The 15967-nt window shown below is 69.8% G+C and carries 16 protein-coding genes and 1 tRNA gene; 13 read left to right on the top strand and 4 right to left on the bottom strand.

The features are described from left to right. Positions 1–3: 3 nt before the first annotated feature. Positions 4–2157, bottom strand: coding sequence for an MMPL family transporter (locus BLR46_RS03505; protein WP_245701464.1), 2154 nt, complete (start codon positions 2155–2157; stop codon positions 4–6). A gap of 89 nt (positions 2158–2246) precedes the next feature. Between BLR46_RS03505 and BLR46_RS03500 the strand changes: the two genes are divergently transcribed. The 11 genes from BLR46_RS03500 (at position 2247) to BLR46_RS03460 (ending at position 11490) form a co-directional block, all read left to right on the top strand. Beyond that, entirely contained in the window at positions 2247–2753 is a 507-nt protein-coding gene (locus BLR46_RS03500; protein WP_093249557.1) for a MarR family winged helix-turn-helix transcriptional regulator, read from the top strand. A 72-nt stretch (positions 2754–2825) separates the two neighbouring features. Beyond that, positions 2826–3734: a CPBP family intramembrane glutamic endopeptidase gene (locus BLR46_RS03495; RefSeq protein ID WP_093248933.1), complete on the top strand. Its 909-nt coding sequence runs from the start codon at positions 2826–2828 to the stop codon at positions 3732–3734. A 77-nt stretch (positions 3735–3811) separates the two neighbouring features. Further along, entirely contained in the window at positions 3812–4141 is a 330-nt protein-coding gene (locus BLR46_RS15230; protein WP_218118302.1) for a hypothetical protein, read from the top strand. Positions 4142–4186: 45 nt separating this feature from the next. After that, positions 4187–5335, top strand: coding sequence for a lycopene cyclase family protein (locus tag BLR46_RS15225; protein ID WP_218118301.1), 1149 nt, complete (start codon positions 4187–4189; stop codon positions 5333–5335). Beyond that, positions 5332–5712, top strand: coding sequence for a DMT family transporter (locus BLR46_RS15220; RefSeq protein WP_218118300.1), 381 nt, complete (start codon positions 5332–5334; stop codon positions 5710–5712). The genes BLR46_RS15225 and BLR46_RS15220 overlap by 4 nt, the downstream gene beginning before the upstream one ends. Continuing rightward, entirely contained in the window at positions 5709–6026 is a 318-nt protein-coding gene (locus BLR46_RS03485; RefSeq protein ID WP_093248931.1) for a DMT family transporter, read from the top strand. Before BLR46_RS15220 ends, BLR46_RS03485 begins: the two co-directional genes overlap by 4 nt. Before the next feature lie 50 nt (positions 6027–6076). Continuing rightward, positions 6077–6149 (top strand) — tRNA-Ala (locus tag BLR46_RS03480). Positions 6150–7601: 1452 nt separating this feature from the next. After that, the gene (locus BLR46_RS15215; protein ID WP_218118299.1) at positions 7602–8669 is read left to right on the top strand and encodes a phospholipase D-like domain-containing protein; all 1068 of its coding nucleotides are present in this window, start codon (positions 7602–7604) and stop codon (positions 8667–8669) included. Between the two features lie 7 nt (positions 8670–8676). Then, a complete protein-coding gene (locus tag BLR46_RS03470; RefSeq protein WP_093248930.1) occupies positions 8677–8943 on the top strand; it encodes a hypothetical protein in 267 nt (88 codons plus the stop codon). After that, positions 8940–11174, top strand: a complete 2235-nt coding sequence (locus BLR46_RS03465) for an MMPL family transporter (RefSeq protein WP_093248928.1) — start codon at positions 8940–8942, stop codon at positions 11172–11174. Before BLR46_RS03470 ends, BLR46_RS03465 begins: the two co-directional genes overlap by 4 nt. 136 nt (positions 11175–11310) lie before the next feature. Next, entirely contained in the window at positions 11311–11490 is a 180-nt protein-coding gene (locus tag BLR46_RS03460; protein ID WP_093248927.1) for a hypothetical protein, read from the top strand. Positions 11491–11500: 10 nt separating this feature from the next. Here BLR46_RS03460 and BLR46_RS03455 read toward each other — a convergent pair whose 3' ends face one another. After that, the gene (locus BLR46_RS03455) at positions 11501–13285 is read right to left on the bottom strand and encodes a gamma-glutamyltransferase family protein (RefSeq protein ID WP_093248925.1); all 1785 of its coding nucleotides are present in this window, start codon (positions 13283–13285) and stop codon (positions 11501–11503) included. A 42-nt stretch (positions 13286–13327) separates the two neighbouring features. After that, positions 13328–14068, bottom strand: a complete 741-nt coding sequence (locus BLR46_RS03450) for a glutamine amidotransferase (RefSeq protein ID WP_093248924.1) — start codon at positions 14066–14068, stop codon at positions 13328–13330. A gap of 177 nt (positions 14069–14245) precedes the next feature. Between BLR46_RS03450 and BLR46_RS03445 the strand changes: the two genes are divergently transcribed. Next, positions 14246–14824, top strand: a complete 579-nt coding sequence (locus BLR46_RS03445; protein ID WP_093248922.1) for a CDP-alcohol phosphatidyltransferase family protein — start codon at positions 14246–14248, stop codon at positions 14822–14824. Positions 14825–14830: 6 nt separating this feature from the next. On the opposite strand, the gene BLR46_RS03440 is transcribed toward BLR46_RS03445, so the two are convergent. Then, positions 14831–15259, bottom strand: coding sequence for a DUF1801 domain-containing protein (locus tag BLR46_RS03440; protein ID WP_093248921.1), 429 nt, complete (start codon positions 15257–15259; stop codon positions 14831–14833). Between the two features lie 98 nt (positions 15260–15357). Between BLR46_RS03440 and BLR46_RS03435 the strand changes: the two genes are divergently transcribed. Next, complete coding sequence (locus tag BLR46_RS03435) at positions 15358–15912, top strand: helix-turn-helix domain-containing protein (protein ID WP_093248919.1); 555 nt, start codon at positions 15358–15360, stop codon at positions 15910–15912. The last annotated feature ends 55 nt before the right edge of the window (positions 15913–15967 follow it).

Here is a 15967-nt window from a genome sequence, read left to right as displayed (position 1 = left end):
GGGTCAGACGCCGACGGCGTGCTTCGGCTCCACGTCGGCCGGGGGCGGGACGTCGGCCAGCGCGTCGGCGTGCTTGGGCTCGATGCGCTTGTGGAACGGCCACCACACCTTCGGGCCGATGTCCAGGACCAGCCCGGGGATGAGGAGCGTGCGCACGATGAGGGTGTCGATCAGCACGCCGTAGGCGACGATGAACGCCAGCTGGATCATGAACATCAGCGGGATGACGGCCAGCGCGGCGAACGTGGCCGCCAGCACGATGCCCGCGGAGGTGATGACGCCGCCGGTGACGGTCAGCGACTTCAGCACGCCCGCCCTGGTGCCGATCCGCAGGGTCTCCTCGCGGGCGCGGGTCATCAGGAAGATCGTGTAGTCGATGCCCAGGGCGACGAGGAACACGAAGCCGTAGAGCGGCACGCTGGCGTCGGCGCCGGGGAACTTGAACAGGTGGTTGAACACCAGCGCGGCCGTGCCCATGGCAGTGCCGAAGCTCAGCACCGTGGCGCCGATCAGGATGAGCGGCAGCAGGATCGAGCGCAGCAGCACGATCAGGATCAGCAGCACCACCACGAGGACGAGCGGGATGATGATCACGAGGTCGCGCTGGGCGGTGTTGTTGGTGTCGAGCGCCGTGGCGGTGGTGCCGCCGACGAGGATCGAGTCGTCGAGGGCGTGCAGGTCCTCGCGCAGCTGGACCACCGTCGCCTCGGCCTCGGCGGAGTCCGCCGGGTCCTCGAGGGTGGCCTGGATGTAGACGCGGCCGTCGACGACCTTGGCCGGCTCGTTCATCGGCGGGATGCCGGCCGGCGCGCCGGAGGCGGCGGTGATCGTCGCGGAGCCGACGCCTTCGGTGGACGTGATCACCTCGAGGGCTGCCTCCGCCTCCCCCTCGGGGACGATCACCGCGGTGGGTGAGCCGGTGCCGGCGTCGAAGTGGTCGCCGAGCACGGCCTGGCCGTCCTTGGCGTCCGAGGCGCCGAGGATGAGCTCGGACTGCGGCACGCCCTCCGCCTTCAGCGTCGGCACCCAGGCGGCGCCGAGCAGCAGGAGGAGCGCGGTGACGATCCAGACGGTCCGGGGGCGGCCCTCGACGCCGCGCGCGATCCGGCTCCAGATGCCGCGCGCTTGAGCCTCGCCGACGGCCGGGTCGTACTTCGGGCGGGCGGGCCAGAAGGCGGCGCGGCCGAACACGTAGAGCAGGGCGGGCAGGAGCGTCAGAGCCGCGACCCAGGCGAACACGATGCCCGTGGCGGCGATCGGGCCGAGGGAGCGGTTGGAGTTCAGGTCCGAAACCAGGAGGCAGAGGAGGGCGATGGCCACCGTCGAGGCGGAGGCGGTGATGGCGCCGAAGGAACCCTTCCAGGCGGTCTTGATGGCTGCCCAGACGGATTGGGTCTGGGTCAACTCCTCGCGGTGGCGGGCGACGAGCAGCAGCGCGTAGTCGGTGGCGGCGCCGATGACGAGGATCGACAGGATGCCCTGGGATTGGCCGTTGAGCTGGATCCAGCCCGCGTCGGCCATGAAGTAGATGACGAGGATCGACGCGCACAGCGCCGCGATCGACGTGAGCATGACGAGCAAAGGAAGCAGGATCGAGCGGTACACGACGATGAGGATCACGAGGACCACGCCGAGCGCGACGGCCAGCAGTAGGCCGTCGATGCCCTCGAAGGCGCTGGCGAGGTCGGCGGTGAGGCCCGCCGGGCCGGTGACGTGGAGCTTCGTGTCCGCGAAGGGGCCGCCCACGTCGGCGACGGCCTCGCGCAGAGCGTCCACCGTCGTGGGGATCTCGGCGTTCTCGGTGTCGATGAGCGCGACGTACTGGACCGCGAGCAGGTCCTCGGACGGGATCGGGCCGATCACCTGGTCGACGCCGTCGACCTGGCTGAGTTCCTCCGCCAGCGGCGCGAACTCGCCGATCTGCTGCTCGGTGAAGGGCTCGTCGAAGCCGGCGACGATGAGCGCGGGGATCTGGTCGGACTCGTTGAAGCGGGCCGTCCACTCCCCCGCCAGCGTGGATTCGGCGGTGGCGGGGAGGAAGGTGGCCTGGTCGTTGGAGCTCACCTCGGAGAGCTTGCCGAACGTGGGGCCGCCCACTCCGGTGACGGCGAGCCAGCCGAGGACGACCAGCACGCTGATGACGATTCGCAGGGTCACACGGGACTTCGTTGAGGACTTCACAACCAAGACGATAACAGATACTTCGATGATCGAGATACTTAATTTTCGAGGTATAGTGTTTCGCGATGAGCGATCAACCTCCATTCGGCGCGACCCCCGCTTGGGCGCTGATCCGCGCTCTGCGCGAGTACACGGAGCTGTCCGAGCGGGTGGTGGACCTCACCGGGGCGGCCCACGGGCTGCACCGTACCGACATGCGCACGCTGTCGTTGCTGATGCGACGGCAGGCGCAGGGGCTGGTGACCACCCCGTCGGACCTCAGCCGGATCCTCGGGCTCTCCTCCGCCTCGACGACCGCGCTCGTGGACCGCATGGAGAGGCAGGGCCACGCACAGCGGACCCGCTCGGAGACCGACCGCCGGTCGGTGTCGATCTCCCACACCGACTCGGCCGCGCAAGAAGGGCGCGCGCTCTTCGTGCCGATCGCGCAGCACACGATGCGGCACCTCTCGCAGTTCACCGACGAGGAGCTCGAGACCGCCGTCCGCGTGCTCCAGGCCGCAACCGCCGCCATGGCCGACGCGGAGCGGGAACTCGGCGAAGGAGGCCGCCCGCAGACGAGCGGCAGCTGACCGCCTTTCGGGCGTGGAAATTCTCCGGAACCGCCTATTCCCACATGCGAAACCCCGTCGCATACTGGGCGCATGAGCAAGTCGGCCGGCGGCCGGCTGGTCTGGCCGCTCTATCTCGTTCTCGCCTACGGCATCACGTGGGCGGTACAGATCCCTGCGTACCTCTACCTCGTGCCGCGCGGGATCGTGCCGACGAACGAGGGCAACTTCCGTCTGCTCCTCCGGCTCGGCGAGCAGTCACCCTTGACGGTGCTGGCGGTCTTTGGGCTCTGTTTCTCCTTCGGACCCTCGATCGCGGGGATCATCGCGATGGCGGTCTGGCGCGGGGGGCCGGGCCTCCGGGAGATGTTCGCGAGCCTGGCGCGGGTTCGGATCCCCGGACGCTGGATCGCGTTCGCGCTCCTCTTCCCGATCGCGCTGAGCCTGGTGGCCGTCCTCGCCGGATCCATGGTCGGGGGATTCGCGGCACCGAGTTACGGGTTCCTCGTCCCTCTGTCGCTGGCCGTGCCCTTCCTGTTGTTCCTGGTCATCTGCACGGGGTTGGCGGAGGAGCTCGGCTGGCGCGGATTCGGCCTGCCGTACCTGCAGACCAGCCGCACTGCCGAAGGCGCCAGCTGGGTCCTGGGCATCGCCTGGGGCCTGTGGCACGTTCCTTCCGTGGTGCTGTTGCCGCTCATGCTGGGAGCGCCCATCCCGCAGGCGATTTCCTCGCTCGTCGGGCTCACCATCGGCATCGTCGGCTACACCATCGTCCTGACGTGGTTCTACAACAACACGCGCAGTCTCTTCTGGATCGTAATCCTCCACGGTTACGCGAACGCGTGGCAGTCGTACATGGTGCTGAGCTCCGGCAGCTTCGTGGCCCAGGTGATCTACGGCGTGCTGCCCTGGCTGTTCGCCGTCTGGCTCCTGAAACGCTTCGACAAGGAGACGCTGACCAAGCGGATCCCCTCTCGATCTGCAGCGCACGCGGAGTCCTGAATCGCACCGCGGCCCGGGGTTCACCGGCGTAGAGTTGGGTACACGGCCTTCGCCGTGGTGGCTCAAAGGAGTCGGCCATGAGCACCACCACCCACAAAACCCACCCCATGCGCAACGCATGGCTCAGCCTGCTCGGCATCCCCGTCGCCGTCATCATCGCGTTCGCGGTGGGCTCGGCCCTGATGTCCTCCACCGGGACCCCCGAGGGCGAGCTGCTGCCGCGCGGGTCCGCGCTCGTCGTCTTCCTCGTGCTGCTGGTCCTGCTGGTGATCCCTGTGTTCCTCGCGTTCCGGTTCGGCCGGGCAGCGGCCGCCCAGGGGGAGCCGAAGGCGATGCTGCCCGGCTGGGTCGGGCTGGCGATCGCCGCGCTGGCGGTGCTGCAGAACTCCGCGGTCTTCTTCGCGTAGGGCCACTCGGCGGAGGAACCCGTGGGGCGTGGGAGGATTGGCGCCGTGACCGCCATTCCCACGTTCGACGTCGCCATCGCCGGCCTCGGTCCCGCAGGACGGGCCCTGGCGTCGCGCTGCGCCGCGCAGGGGCTGCGGGTGCTCGCCGTCGACCCTCGCCCCGAGGCCGTGTGGACGCCCACCTACGGGATCTGGGGCGACGAGCTGGGCGACCTCCCCGAGTCCGTGGTGCGCTCCAGGATTTCCGGGCCCGAGATCCGCGCCCGCGGCACCCACCGGTTGGCGCGCGACTACCTCGTCCTCGACAACGCCACCCTCCAGGCCGCCCTGCCCCTCGACGGCGTGGAGCTGCGACGCGGCCGCCTCGACGACGCCGGCGTGCGGGCGCTGGGCACGGAGGCGCGGGTGGTGGTCGACGCCCGCGGCGCGCGTCCCGACGGTCGGGTGGCCGACGACCCGGCCCCGGCCCAGACCGCGTACGGCATCGTCGTGCCCGAGGAGGCTGCGGCCCCCGCGCTGCAGGGCGCAGCCGCCCTGCTGATGGACTGGCGCACCGACTGGTCCGCGCGCAAGCACCCGACGGGCACGCCGTCGTTCCTCTACGCCATCCCGCTCGGAGACGGCACCGTCCTGCTGGAGGAGACGTGCCTCGCGGCCGCCCCCGGGATGCCCATCGACGAGTTGCGCGCCCGCCTGCGACACCGGCTGTTGGCGCGGGGCGTCGACGCGGGGGCCCTCGAGTCACCGATCGACCGGGAGGTGGTCCGGATCCCGATGCGCGGCCGGGGCGCGCCGCCGCCCGACGGGGCGCTCGCGATCGGCACTGCTGGCCGCGGCGGCAACCTCGTCACCGGCTACTCCGTCGCCCACTCCCTGCGGGTGGCCGACCCGCTGGCCAAGAGGATCGCGGCCGGCAAGCCGGTGGGGGTGGATCCGTTCGGGCCCGCCGACGTGCTGCGCGAGATGGGGCTGCGCGCGCTGCTGCGGCTCGGCGTCGACGGCACGCTCGGCCTGTTCGACGCGTTCGGCCGGCTCCCGTCGGCGGCGCAGCGCGCGTTCATGTCGCGGGACTCCGGCCACGCCGAGCTGGCCGGGGCCATGTGGGGGATGTTCCGGCGCATGTCCGTGCGCGAGAAGGGCATGCTGATCGCGGCCACGCTGGGGCCGCCGCGACTGCGCCGGGGGGCGCGTTGACGGGCGGGGCCGACCGCCGCCGGGCGTGGGGCTTCCTCGTCGCGGCGATCCTGCTGGAGGTGTCGGCGACGCTGAGTCTGCGGGGCGCGCTCGACCGGCCGTGGCTGTACGCCGTCGTGGTGACGGGCTACGTCGGGGCGTTCGCGGCGCTGGCCGTGTGCCTGCGGGCGGGCATGGGGCTCGGGGTGGCCTACGGGATCTGGGGCGCGAGCGGCGTGGCGGTCACGGCGCTGCTGTCGAGGTGGCTGTTCGACGAGCCACTCACCCTCCTCATGGGTGTGGGCATCGTCGTGATCGCCACCGGGGTGCTGTGCATCGAACTGGGCTCGCAGGCGGCGATGCGGCAACGCGAGGCGCGGATCGGCGACGAGCGGTGACGGCCTGGCTCTACCTCGCCGTGGCGATCGCGGCCGAGGTCACCGGGACCATGAGCCTGCGGAAGGCCGTCACCAGCGGGCGGCGCTGGTACGCGGTGGTGGCCGTCGGCTACGTGGTGGCGTTCACCGCGCTGTCGCTGTCGCTCACCACCGGGATGCCGCTCGCGGTGGCGTACGGGGTCTGGACCGCCGTGGGCGTGGCGGCGACGGCGGTCCTCAGCCGCCTCTTCTTCGCCGAGCCGTTCTCGCCGCTGATGTCGCTCGGCATCGCGCTCGTGATCGGCGGCGTGCTGCTGCTCGAGTTCGGCCGCTGAGCCGCGTTTGCGCCCCGCCGCGCGCTCGTGGCTATACTTGCCGAGCGCTCGGGGCATTAACTCAATTGGTAGAGTGCCACCTTTGCAAGGTGGAAGTTAGGGGTTCGAGTCCCCTATGCTCCACAACCTGACGCCGGATGCGTTTACGCTTATAGGCGTAGCTGACTAGGCCCTTCGGACTCTCACCACTAGGAAAACTCTAGGCAGCTCTTGGGGTGCTTGGTCTACGGGGGAGCTCGAGACCCGCTGGCTCCGTTCCCACCACCCGTCGGTCTTGGCGCGATTGGATGAAGGCGCCGCATCGTGCGAAGGAGAGCCGAACGTTGGACGGCGCAACCGTTCGATGCGCCGGACGATCCCAGCGCGCCCACGGGCCACCCGGCAGCTTCTGAAGGATGGTAGGGGTGGAGGGGCAATCCCGAGCGACGCACCCCACCCGTGTACCCCCCTCTCGCTGGGGTTCCATACGTTCCTGCGGGACGCCTCTTTGGACATCAGCGGCGTGATGACCGATCAGCCACGGACGCAGCCATCGACACCACTCAACGACCGCACCGTGCGGGTCGGAGGAGCTCTGTCGGTCGAGCAGCACGTCGCATGTCCCCAGGCGGAGCTGGTAGCTGGGACTATCAGTCGAGGTACGAGTGAGTTCGGATGTGGTGAACGCCTCGCACGCAAGCCAACGACACGCGTCGGAACGCTAGAGTGCGTAGCGAGTGTCTGGAGCAGCGCGGCTTGTGGCCCGACGCGGTGCGATCTCAACGGAGAAGGAGGTGCGCGATGGGCACACGAGTTCTTACTCGTCAACAAGTCCTTGAGTGGCGCGAGAACTGGAGTCACAGCGACCGCGCGCTCATCGATAACGCACTAGACGCCCTCCCCGAGAGAGACTATTACCAACCGCCGTCGGGGCAGTACGTTGTCGCTCGAGCGAAGGGCCGAGTGGCGCTCCAGATCAGCCCCGGAGTGATGTACTGGACTTCGCCCGAGTGGGCGAAGGGCGTGGATCCCGCACTCATGCCGCAAGGGATTGGTGGTGATGAAAGCAATAACGGTCGTTGGTATCACCTCTCGACATACCGTCCCGGCTCGAGCGGGGGCAAGGATGGTCTAGAGATATTCACCGCGGCGTGCCCAGTCTGTTTTCTCGTACCGTCGCTGAGCGGCGCCTGCGGTTGCGATTAACCTCTGCATCTAGTGGTCGCGGCGGATCCATCCTCGAGCAAAGCAAGAAGGGTGTGAGATGGGCTCGCTTTGGGCTCACCACGGCCGCTGAGGCATAAAATACCTTGTGAGCGCGGATTTCCTTCAGGGTTCGAGTCCCCTATGCTCCACAGCCCTACTCCTTGGCCCAAGCTCTCGGGCTGCGCAGTTTTCTCGTTCTCCTGTCCAGGCGTACGGGTCGACGAACGTCACGGGGACTGGTCCGGGAGTGTGGTACGGGCAAGAAGAGTAAGCCTTCGCTATGGTGGCCACTGTGCACGCTCTTGTCTACCCTCATCGCGGAGGTCATCGACGTGAGCGCCGAGCGGCTTCGGCAGCCCGGACGCCGAGGACGAGGCTAGGGGCGTCTGAATGAGAATCATCGACAACCTCAACGAATACCTCGGCGACAATCTGAAGGCGTCGATCAAGCCGGGTTCGAAGCTGCGCATCGCCGCGAGCACCTTCTCGATCTTCGCGTTCGAGGCGCTTAAGGAAGAGCTTCAGTCGATCGACGAGTTAGAGTTCATCTTCACCGCGCCGTCGTTCACCACGACGAAAGCGACCGACAAGCCGGCGCCTGAGAAGCGCCAGTTTTTCATCCCCAACGACAAGAACCGAGACGCTGCGCTCTACGGCACCGAGTTCGAAATCCGGCTGCGCAACAAGCTGACCCAGCGGGCGATCGCGCGCGAGTGCGCTGAGTGGGTACGGCAGAAGGTCACCTTCCGCTCGAATCACACCGGCGCGCCGATGCAGGCGCTCGCGGCGGTCGACGAGGATGCTGCATACTTTCCGATCCAGGGCTTCACGACGGCCGACCTGGGATATGAGCGCGGGCCCGCCGTTTCCAACGTCGTCACCAAGTTCGAGGGCGCATCCGAGACGAGGCAGTTCGTTCAGCTCTTCGACCAGATTTGGCACAACCCAGACCAGCTCGATGATGTGACGGAGACGGTCCGCGATCACATCGCGAGCGTGTACGCAGAGAACTCGCCGCAGCGCGTGTACTACCTGATCCTCTACAACCTCTTCAGCGAATTCCTCGAGGACGTCAGCGAGGATGGCTGTGATTACGACTTGCCGCGAATGGACCGACGGCTCCCGGTACGAAAGTGCATTCGAAAGACGCGCCTGACAAGTAGCATCGCATCACTGCTGTCCCCACGGGCCAGCGCCGGCCGCACCACCAGGAGGACCGATGACAGTCGACGAGCAACGGGGCGCTCCACGCCGCAGCGGGTTCGGGGGCGGGGTGATGCTCCTGATCGGCCTCCTCGTCGGCATTGCGCTGACCGCCGCAGCCGGGGTCTTCCTCTTGGGCATCGGATGGGCGACCCCACTGAAGGCCCAGCCGGTCATCAGCGCCAGCCCGACCCCGTCGCCTTCGCCGACACCCACCGCCGACGACTCGACCGCAGAGCCGGGAGCCGTCTCTGACGAGTGCGTGCGAGCCGCGGAATACAACCTCGTGGTGGAGCAGGCGGTCGACGAGCTGGCCGCAGGTGCGCAGGCGCAGGACGCGAAGGCGCTGCAGGAGACGTTCGACAAGCTGCAGGACGCCCGCGAGACGGCCGACGGCGCCTCCGAGGCGTGCCTCGCCCAGGCCGGCAAGACACCGCAGGCCGGAGAGTCACCGCAGGGTGAAGAGTCACCGGAGCCCGCTGAGTCGCCGTCGCCGGAGCCCAGCCCGAGCGCGAGCCCGACGCGATGAGCGACGCACCGGCCCGCCCCGAGTCGCCGCCCCGTCGCGGCTTCATGGCCAAGCTCTGGTACGGCTACGCCCGCGTGACGGTCGCGCTGCGCTGGTTCATCGTCCTCGGGTGGATCGCCGCCGCCGTCGCCGCCCAGCTGTACCTGCCCGCGCCGCAGGGCTCCGCGAACGACATCGAGGCGCTCGGCGCCAACGACGCCAGCTTCGCGGCGGAACAGCGGTCGTTGGAGCTCTTCGGGTTCCCCCTCCTGAGCCGCGCGGCTATCGTGCAGCGCGACCCCGAGGGCCTGTCGCCGCTGGTCCAGGCGGAGGCCGTCATGCGCGGCATCGCCATCACCCAGAAGGCCTACGACGTGCCCCTGCTGGGCGCGATCCCGGTGCCGAACGCCGAGGGCGCGTTCCCGGGCGCCGGCGAGAAGAACACGACCGTCGTCACGTTCGTGTTCGGGGACCCGAACATGAACTTCTTCGACCAGACCTACCACATCGAGGAATTCGCTGCCCAGCAGCTCACCGACGCGTCCGACTCCTACGTGGGCGTCACGGGCTCCATCCCCGCCCGGGCGGCCCAGGGCCGCGTCCTCAACTCCTACGTGCACATCGTCGAGGTCGTGACCATCCTGGCGGTCCTGACGATCGTGGCCGTCACCTTCGGGTCTCTCGTGGCGCCGTTGCTCACGCTGATCTCCGTCGGCGCCGCCGTCTTCGTCACGCTCGGCGTCTCCGGGTGGGCCTCCACCGTGATGAACGTCTCGATACCCGCCGACCTCCGGCCGCTGATCGTCGCGCTTCTGCTCGGCATCGTCACCGACTACTGCATCTTCTACCTCTCCGGCCTGCGGGCCCGTCTACGGGAGGGCTACGACCGCCTCGAGGCGGCCCGCCTGGCCACCGCCTCCTTCACGCCGATCGTCACGGTGGCCGGCGTCACGGTCGCCGCAGGTACCGCATCGCTGCTCGTCGCGGAGTCCCCGCTCTTCAGCGGCTTCGGCCCCGCGCTGGCGCTCACCGTCCTCACGGGGTTGGTGGTGGCCATCACGCTCGTGCCGGCCCTGCTCGCCATCCTCGGCGGAGCGGCGTTCTGGCCGCGCAAGCTCGCCGTGGCACCCACCAAGGTGCGCGAACGGCCGTCGTTCCTCACCCGCGCGGTGGCGAACCGCGCCTCGGCCTTCGTCATCGTGCTGCTGTGCGTGGCGGGCCTCGGCGCCCTCGCCTACCAGGCGAAGGACATGGAGCTCGGCCTGGGATTCGTGCAGTCCCTGCCCGAAACCACGAGCGCCCAGCGCGCGGCGGACGCCGCCGGCGAGGGCTTCGCCCCCGGCATCGTCTCCCCCACCGAGATCGTGCTCGAGGCGCCCGGGATCGGGGAGAAGCAGGAGGAGGTCGCCCAGTTCGGCGAGGCCCTCAAGACCCAGCCCGGGGTGGCGGGCGTGATCGGTCCCGGTGACCTGCCCGCCGCCGACGACGCGGGGGCCTTCACCGCCAAGTCGGGCGAGGCGGTGCGCTACCTCGTCGTGCTCGACAGCACGCCGCTGGAGGCGACCGCGATCGACACGCTCGGCTCGATCCGGGAGTCGCTGCCGCAGCTCGCCACCGACGCGGGCCTGGGCGAGGTCACCAGCTACGTGGGCGGCGACACCGCGCTCGCCTCGGGCATCATCGCCGACACCAGCAACGACCTGCTCCGCATCGGGCTCGTCGCGCTCGCCGTCAACCTGTTGCTCCTCGTCATCTTCCTCCGCGCCCTGATCGCGCCGCTGTACCTCCTCGCCTCGAGCGTCCTGGCGCTCGGCGCGACGCTGGGGCTCGCGGTGCTCTTCTTCCAGGACTACCTCGGCCAGGACGGCCTCACGTTCTACGTGCCGTTCGCCGTCTCGGTCCTGCTGCTGTCCCTCGGCTCCGACTACAACATCTTCGCCGTCGGCCACATCTGGCAGGAGGCCCGCAACCGCCCGATGCGCGAGGCGCTGCTCGTCGCCACCCCGGAGTCGACCCGCGCCATCACCTCCGCCGGCCTCGCACTCGCCGCCAGCTTCGGGCTCCTCGCGCTGATCCCGCTCGGCCCGTTCCACGAGCTCGGATTCCTGCTGGGGGTCGGGATCCTGATCGACGTGTTCATCGTGCGCGCGCTGCTCGTACCGTCCCTGATCACCCTGGTGGGCACGTTCAGCAGCTGGCCGTCGACGATCCTGCGGCGAGGGAGAAGGCGACCGGCGGAAGTCGCCCAGTAGCGCCTGACACAGATTGGCTGCCTCAAGGTCTTGCGCTTCCCCGGATGCAGAGTTATCTTTGCATAGAGATCTCTGCATGACCTGTCGCTACTGGCGACCCCGAACTGATCCGCGCAGCATCCACTAGGAGCAGACCATGCTCAATCCCGTCGACCCTTCACTCATGTTCACCATCCACGACGAGCGCCTCGCCACCGCCGAGGAGCGCCACCTCGACCGGCGCGAGCGGCGCGACCGCCTCGAGCACCTCGCCCGCTCGCGGGCAGAGCGCACCTGCGCCACCGGGCAGTGCCCACCGGTGGCAGCGGCCGCCTGAGCCGTCCGCGTCAGCGCCCGACGGCGTACCCCTGCATCCCGCGGGGGTTCGCCGCCGCACTCAGCAAGCCAGACTCCGGGTCGCGGGCGACGGCGCACATCCGCCCCAGCGTCCACGGCCCCTGCTCCACGACGAGATGCCCCCGCCCGCGCAGCTCGTCGAGGACGGCAGCCCCCAGCCGGTCCTCCGCGACGAGCACCCCCGGCTCCACCACCCGCGGGTAGAACGAGCCGGGGAAGCTCGTCGTGTGGAACGCCGGCGCGTCGATTGCCTCCTGCAGCGACTCACCGCCGGTGAGGTGCCGCAGCAGGAACAGCGACTGCCACTGGTCCTGCTGGTCGCCCCCGGGTGACCCGCAGGCGAGGCGGGGCACCTCGTCGCGAAGGACGAGGGTGGGCGTGAGCGTGGTCCGGGGCCGGCGGCCGGGGCGCAGCGACGACGGCAGCCCCTGCTCCAGCCACATCATCTGCAGCCGGCTGCCGAGCGGGAAGCCGAGCTCCGGGATCACCGGCGACGACTGCAGCCAGCCGCCGCTGGGGGTGGCGGAGATCATGTTGCCCCACCGGTCGACGACGTCGATGTGGCAGGTGTCGCCGCGGGTCTCACCCTCGCGGGTGACGGTCGGCTCCCCCACGGCCGGGCCCACCCCGTCGGGCAGTGCGGTCTCGGATGCGAGCGCCGCCATACGCGGCCGGCGGCCGCCCGGGGAGCCGGGCCGCACCGTCGCGTCCGCCTCGTGGCCGATCAGCGACGCGCGCTGGGCGAGGTAGGCGGGGGCGAGGAGGTCGTCGAGCGGGACGGGTTCGTCGCCGGAGTCGCCGAACCACGCCTCGCGGTCGGCCATCGCGAGCTTCCACGCCTCGGCGACGACGTGCACGCCGTCGGCAGTGTCGAGGTCCGGCGGATCCCCCAGCGCGTCGAGCATGCCCAGCACCTGCAGCAGCGCCGGCCCCTGCCCCCAGGCTGCGGTCTTGGCGACGGTGTTTCCGCGGTACTCGGCGACGACCGCCGGCTCCCACGAGGCGCGGTAGTCGGCGAGGTCCTGGCCGGTCACCAGCCCGGGCGCGACCGTCCCGTCGGAGTGCCGGAACGCGCGCCGGCTGAAGGCGTCGATGGCGTCGGCAACGAAGCCCTCGGACCAGGCCGCACGGACCGCGTCGATGCCCGCTTCCCGGGACGCGCTCGCCTCGGAGGCGGCGACGAGTCGGTCGAGGGTGTCGGCCCAAGCGGGGTTGCGGAACAACTCGCCGGGGCCGGGCGGGCGGCCGTCGCGGAGCCAGAGGTCGGCGGAGGTGGTCCAGTCGGACTCGAAGAGTTCGCGGACGAGCGCGACGGTCTGGCCGATGCGCGGGACGAGCGGGTGGCCGTGGCGGGCGTAGTGCTGGGCGGGCGCGAGGACCTGCGCGGGGGTCATGGTGCCGTGGTCGCGCAGGAGCAGCAGCCAGGCGTCGACGGCGCCGGGGAGCGCGGCGGCGAGCGGGCCGGCGCCGGGAACGCGGTCCATGCCGAGCCCGGCGAAGTGCTCGGGGGTCGCGCCGGATGGTGCCGGGCCCTGACCGCAGAGCACGACCGGGGTTGGGTCGTCGGCGGTGGTGATGATCGCCGGGAGGTCGCCGCCGGGCCCGTTGAGGTGCGGCTCGACGAGGTGCAGCACGAAGCCGCCCGCGACGGTCGCGTCGAATGCGTTGCCGCCCTGTTCGAGGATCGCCATCGCGGTCTGCGACGCGATCCAGTGCGTGCTCGACACCATGCCGAAGGTGCCGGTGAGGGTGGGGCGCGTGGTGAAGCCAGTCATGGTGCACCCCACTCAACCACTACTTCTGGTGCGCCGCGCGGGTTACTCCCCCGCCAGCCAGTCGACAGTGCGGCCCCACACCTTGCGGAAGCTCTCCTGGTCGGTGAACTCGGCCGGCGCCCAGTGAGGACCGATGTCGCTGGCGTAGGCGCAGGTGCGGCCGGAGCCCACCTCGCCGAGCACGAGGAGCGGGTCCTCTCCGACGGTCAGCAGCACCTCCGCGTCGTCCCGGGCGACGAGGCGCTGGTAGCCGAGCAGGGGCGCGTCGAACGACAAACCGTCGACGATGGCATGCTCCCCCGCCACCGCTGGCACGACCCCTTGGGGCGTCTCGACGCGGTCGTCGCCGTCGAGCATGGTGACGGGCAGGACTTCCGCCACGACGGTGTTCTTGTAGTTGGCCTTGGCCTCGATGCCCTGGAAGGTCATGTAGCCGCCGATCATCGCGAAGCCGCCCCCGCCGCGGACCCACTCGGCCAGCACCTCCAGCCGGTTCGGCATGACCTGGCCCTTGATGAAGGTGGCGTGCGGGAGGAGCAGCGTGTTGGAGCCGATGTCGCTCAGCAGGACGACGTCGACCGCCGACAGGCCCTCCACCGTCGACGGGAATTCGGTGGCCGCGACGTGGGAGGGCATGTACGACACCTCGTGGCCCTCGTCCTCCAGCGCCTTGATGAGCGCCGCACCGCCCTCGGCGTACTCGACCGTCGTGAACGTGTCGAACCCCTTGGCGTGGATCGAGGTCACCGACCACGACTCGCCGACCAGCATGACCTTCGCCACTTCCAGGCTCCTTCTTCGCCTCGGCCGCCTCTTCGACGAGGCAGCGCGCCGACCCCCGTGGTCGGCGTCCGGTCCGATGATGGCATGGAACGCGTCGCGACAAGGGCGATCACGGCGATGTCACTCGTGGGCACCGCAAGCGCGACGTCGATGCGATCATGAGGCGATGGGGCACCCATGACCCGTGAAGCAGTCGCGAGGAGGCGGCCGGCGCCCTTGACGCCGGCCGACAAGGTCACGCTGCTCCGCGCAGGGCTGGGGGTGGTCGTCGCACTGCTGGTGGTACTCACGTTGCTCGGCCTGCTGCCCGAGCGCTCGTGGTGGCTGTTCGCTGTCCTGGTCCCGACGTTCGCCCTCGACGCCGTCGACGGCGCGGTCGCTCGCCGCACCGGCACGGCGACCGCAAGGGGCGCCCGGTTCGACATGGAGACGGATTCCGCCGTCGTGCTCGTGGTCTCGCTCGCGGTCGCGCCGTTCGCGCCCTGGGCGCTCCTGATCGGGTTGGCCCGCTACCTCTTCTGGCTGGGGGCGCTACTGCGTCCGGCGTGGCGCGGGGCGCTCCCCTTCCGGCAGTCGCGACGGGTGATCGCCGCCCTGCAGGCGGTGGCGCTGGCCGTCGCGCTGGCCCCGCCGGTTGCGGTGCCCGTGGGGCAGGCCGCGACGGCCGTCGCCCTGGCGCTGCTGGTGTTCTCGTTCGCGCGCGACATCAGGCATCTCGAGCGACGGGCCGCAGTGGCCCCGTCGGCGAGTGGCTGAGAGGGCTCACATCGCCACGCTCGGAAGCACGCTCGCCTGCTCGATCCAGGCCCGCAGTTGCTCGTCGAGCTCGTCCCGGTCGTCGTCCTCGCGGATGTCGAGGTAGCGTACCTCGTCGTGCTTCGAGGGCTTCGGCGGCATCGGGTCGAGTGACGTGCCCCTCAGGAACTGCACCTGGACGTAGTCGGTGTAGCAGCGGAACGAGAGGAACCAGCCCTCGTCGTCGGCCCCGTAGAACGGCTGATTCCACTTCACCGCCTTCCGCACCGAGGCGACCGCGCGCGAGACGAGGTCGTCGAGGCGCCTCCCCACGTCGCGTTTCCAGCCCGGCATGGCCGCGATGTAGGCCTGCACCGGCTGATCCCCTTCGCCCTTCGGGATCTGGGGGTTGCCACCGGCGAGCAGCTTCGTTCGGCTCTTCTCGCTGTTCGACATTGGTCGAGTCCTTCCGTGAATCCGCCCGTTCCACGCTACTCCGGGATCCGCGAGTCCGGTATGCCTGCGAATGTACTCAAGAATGAGAAGATACCGCCATGGCCCGCACCGAGAGCACCGCCCACCTGGTCCTGCACCCCGTTCGCCTCCGCATCATCCAGACGCTGCTCGGCGGACGCCGGCTCACCACCGGGCAGATCGCCAAGGAACTCGACGACGTCACCACCGCCACGCTCTACCGGCAGGTGGCCACCCTCGCCGAGGCCGGCATCCTCGACGTGGTGGGCGAGCGTCGCATCCGGGGCGCGGTGGAGCGGACCTACGAGCTCCACGTCGAGGCCTCGCAGCTCTCTCCCGAGGAGCTCGCGAAGATGACGCCCGACGAGCACCGCCAGGCGTTCGCCGCGTTCGTCTCCGGGCTGCTCGCGACCTTCGAAGCCTACACCAGGACGGGCGACGTCGACCTCTACCGGGATCGGATCGGCTACCGCCAGGCCGCCCTGTGGCTCACCGACGAGGAACTCGACAAGCTGGTCGAGGACCTCCGCGCGGAGGTGGCGAGGCGTGCCCACAACCAGCCGGGGCGCGGACGGAAACGTCGCTTGCTCTCGACGATCATGACCCTCGACCGCGCACAGCCCACGGACGACTGATATCAGTATTGACAACAGTCTCATTATTGATAACAATGGAGATACCGAAAGGAAC

It is taken from the genome of Tessaracoccus oleiagri, assembly GCF_900103275.1.
Taxonomy (GTDB): Bacteria; Actinomycetota; Actinomycetes; order Propionibacteriales; family Propionibacteriaceae; genus Arachnia; species Arachnia oleiagri.
The sequence above is the reverse complement of the archived record's forward strand: the minus strand, read 5'-3'. Positions and strand labels throughout refer to the sequence as shown.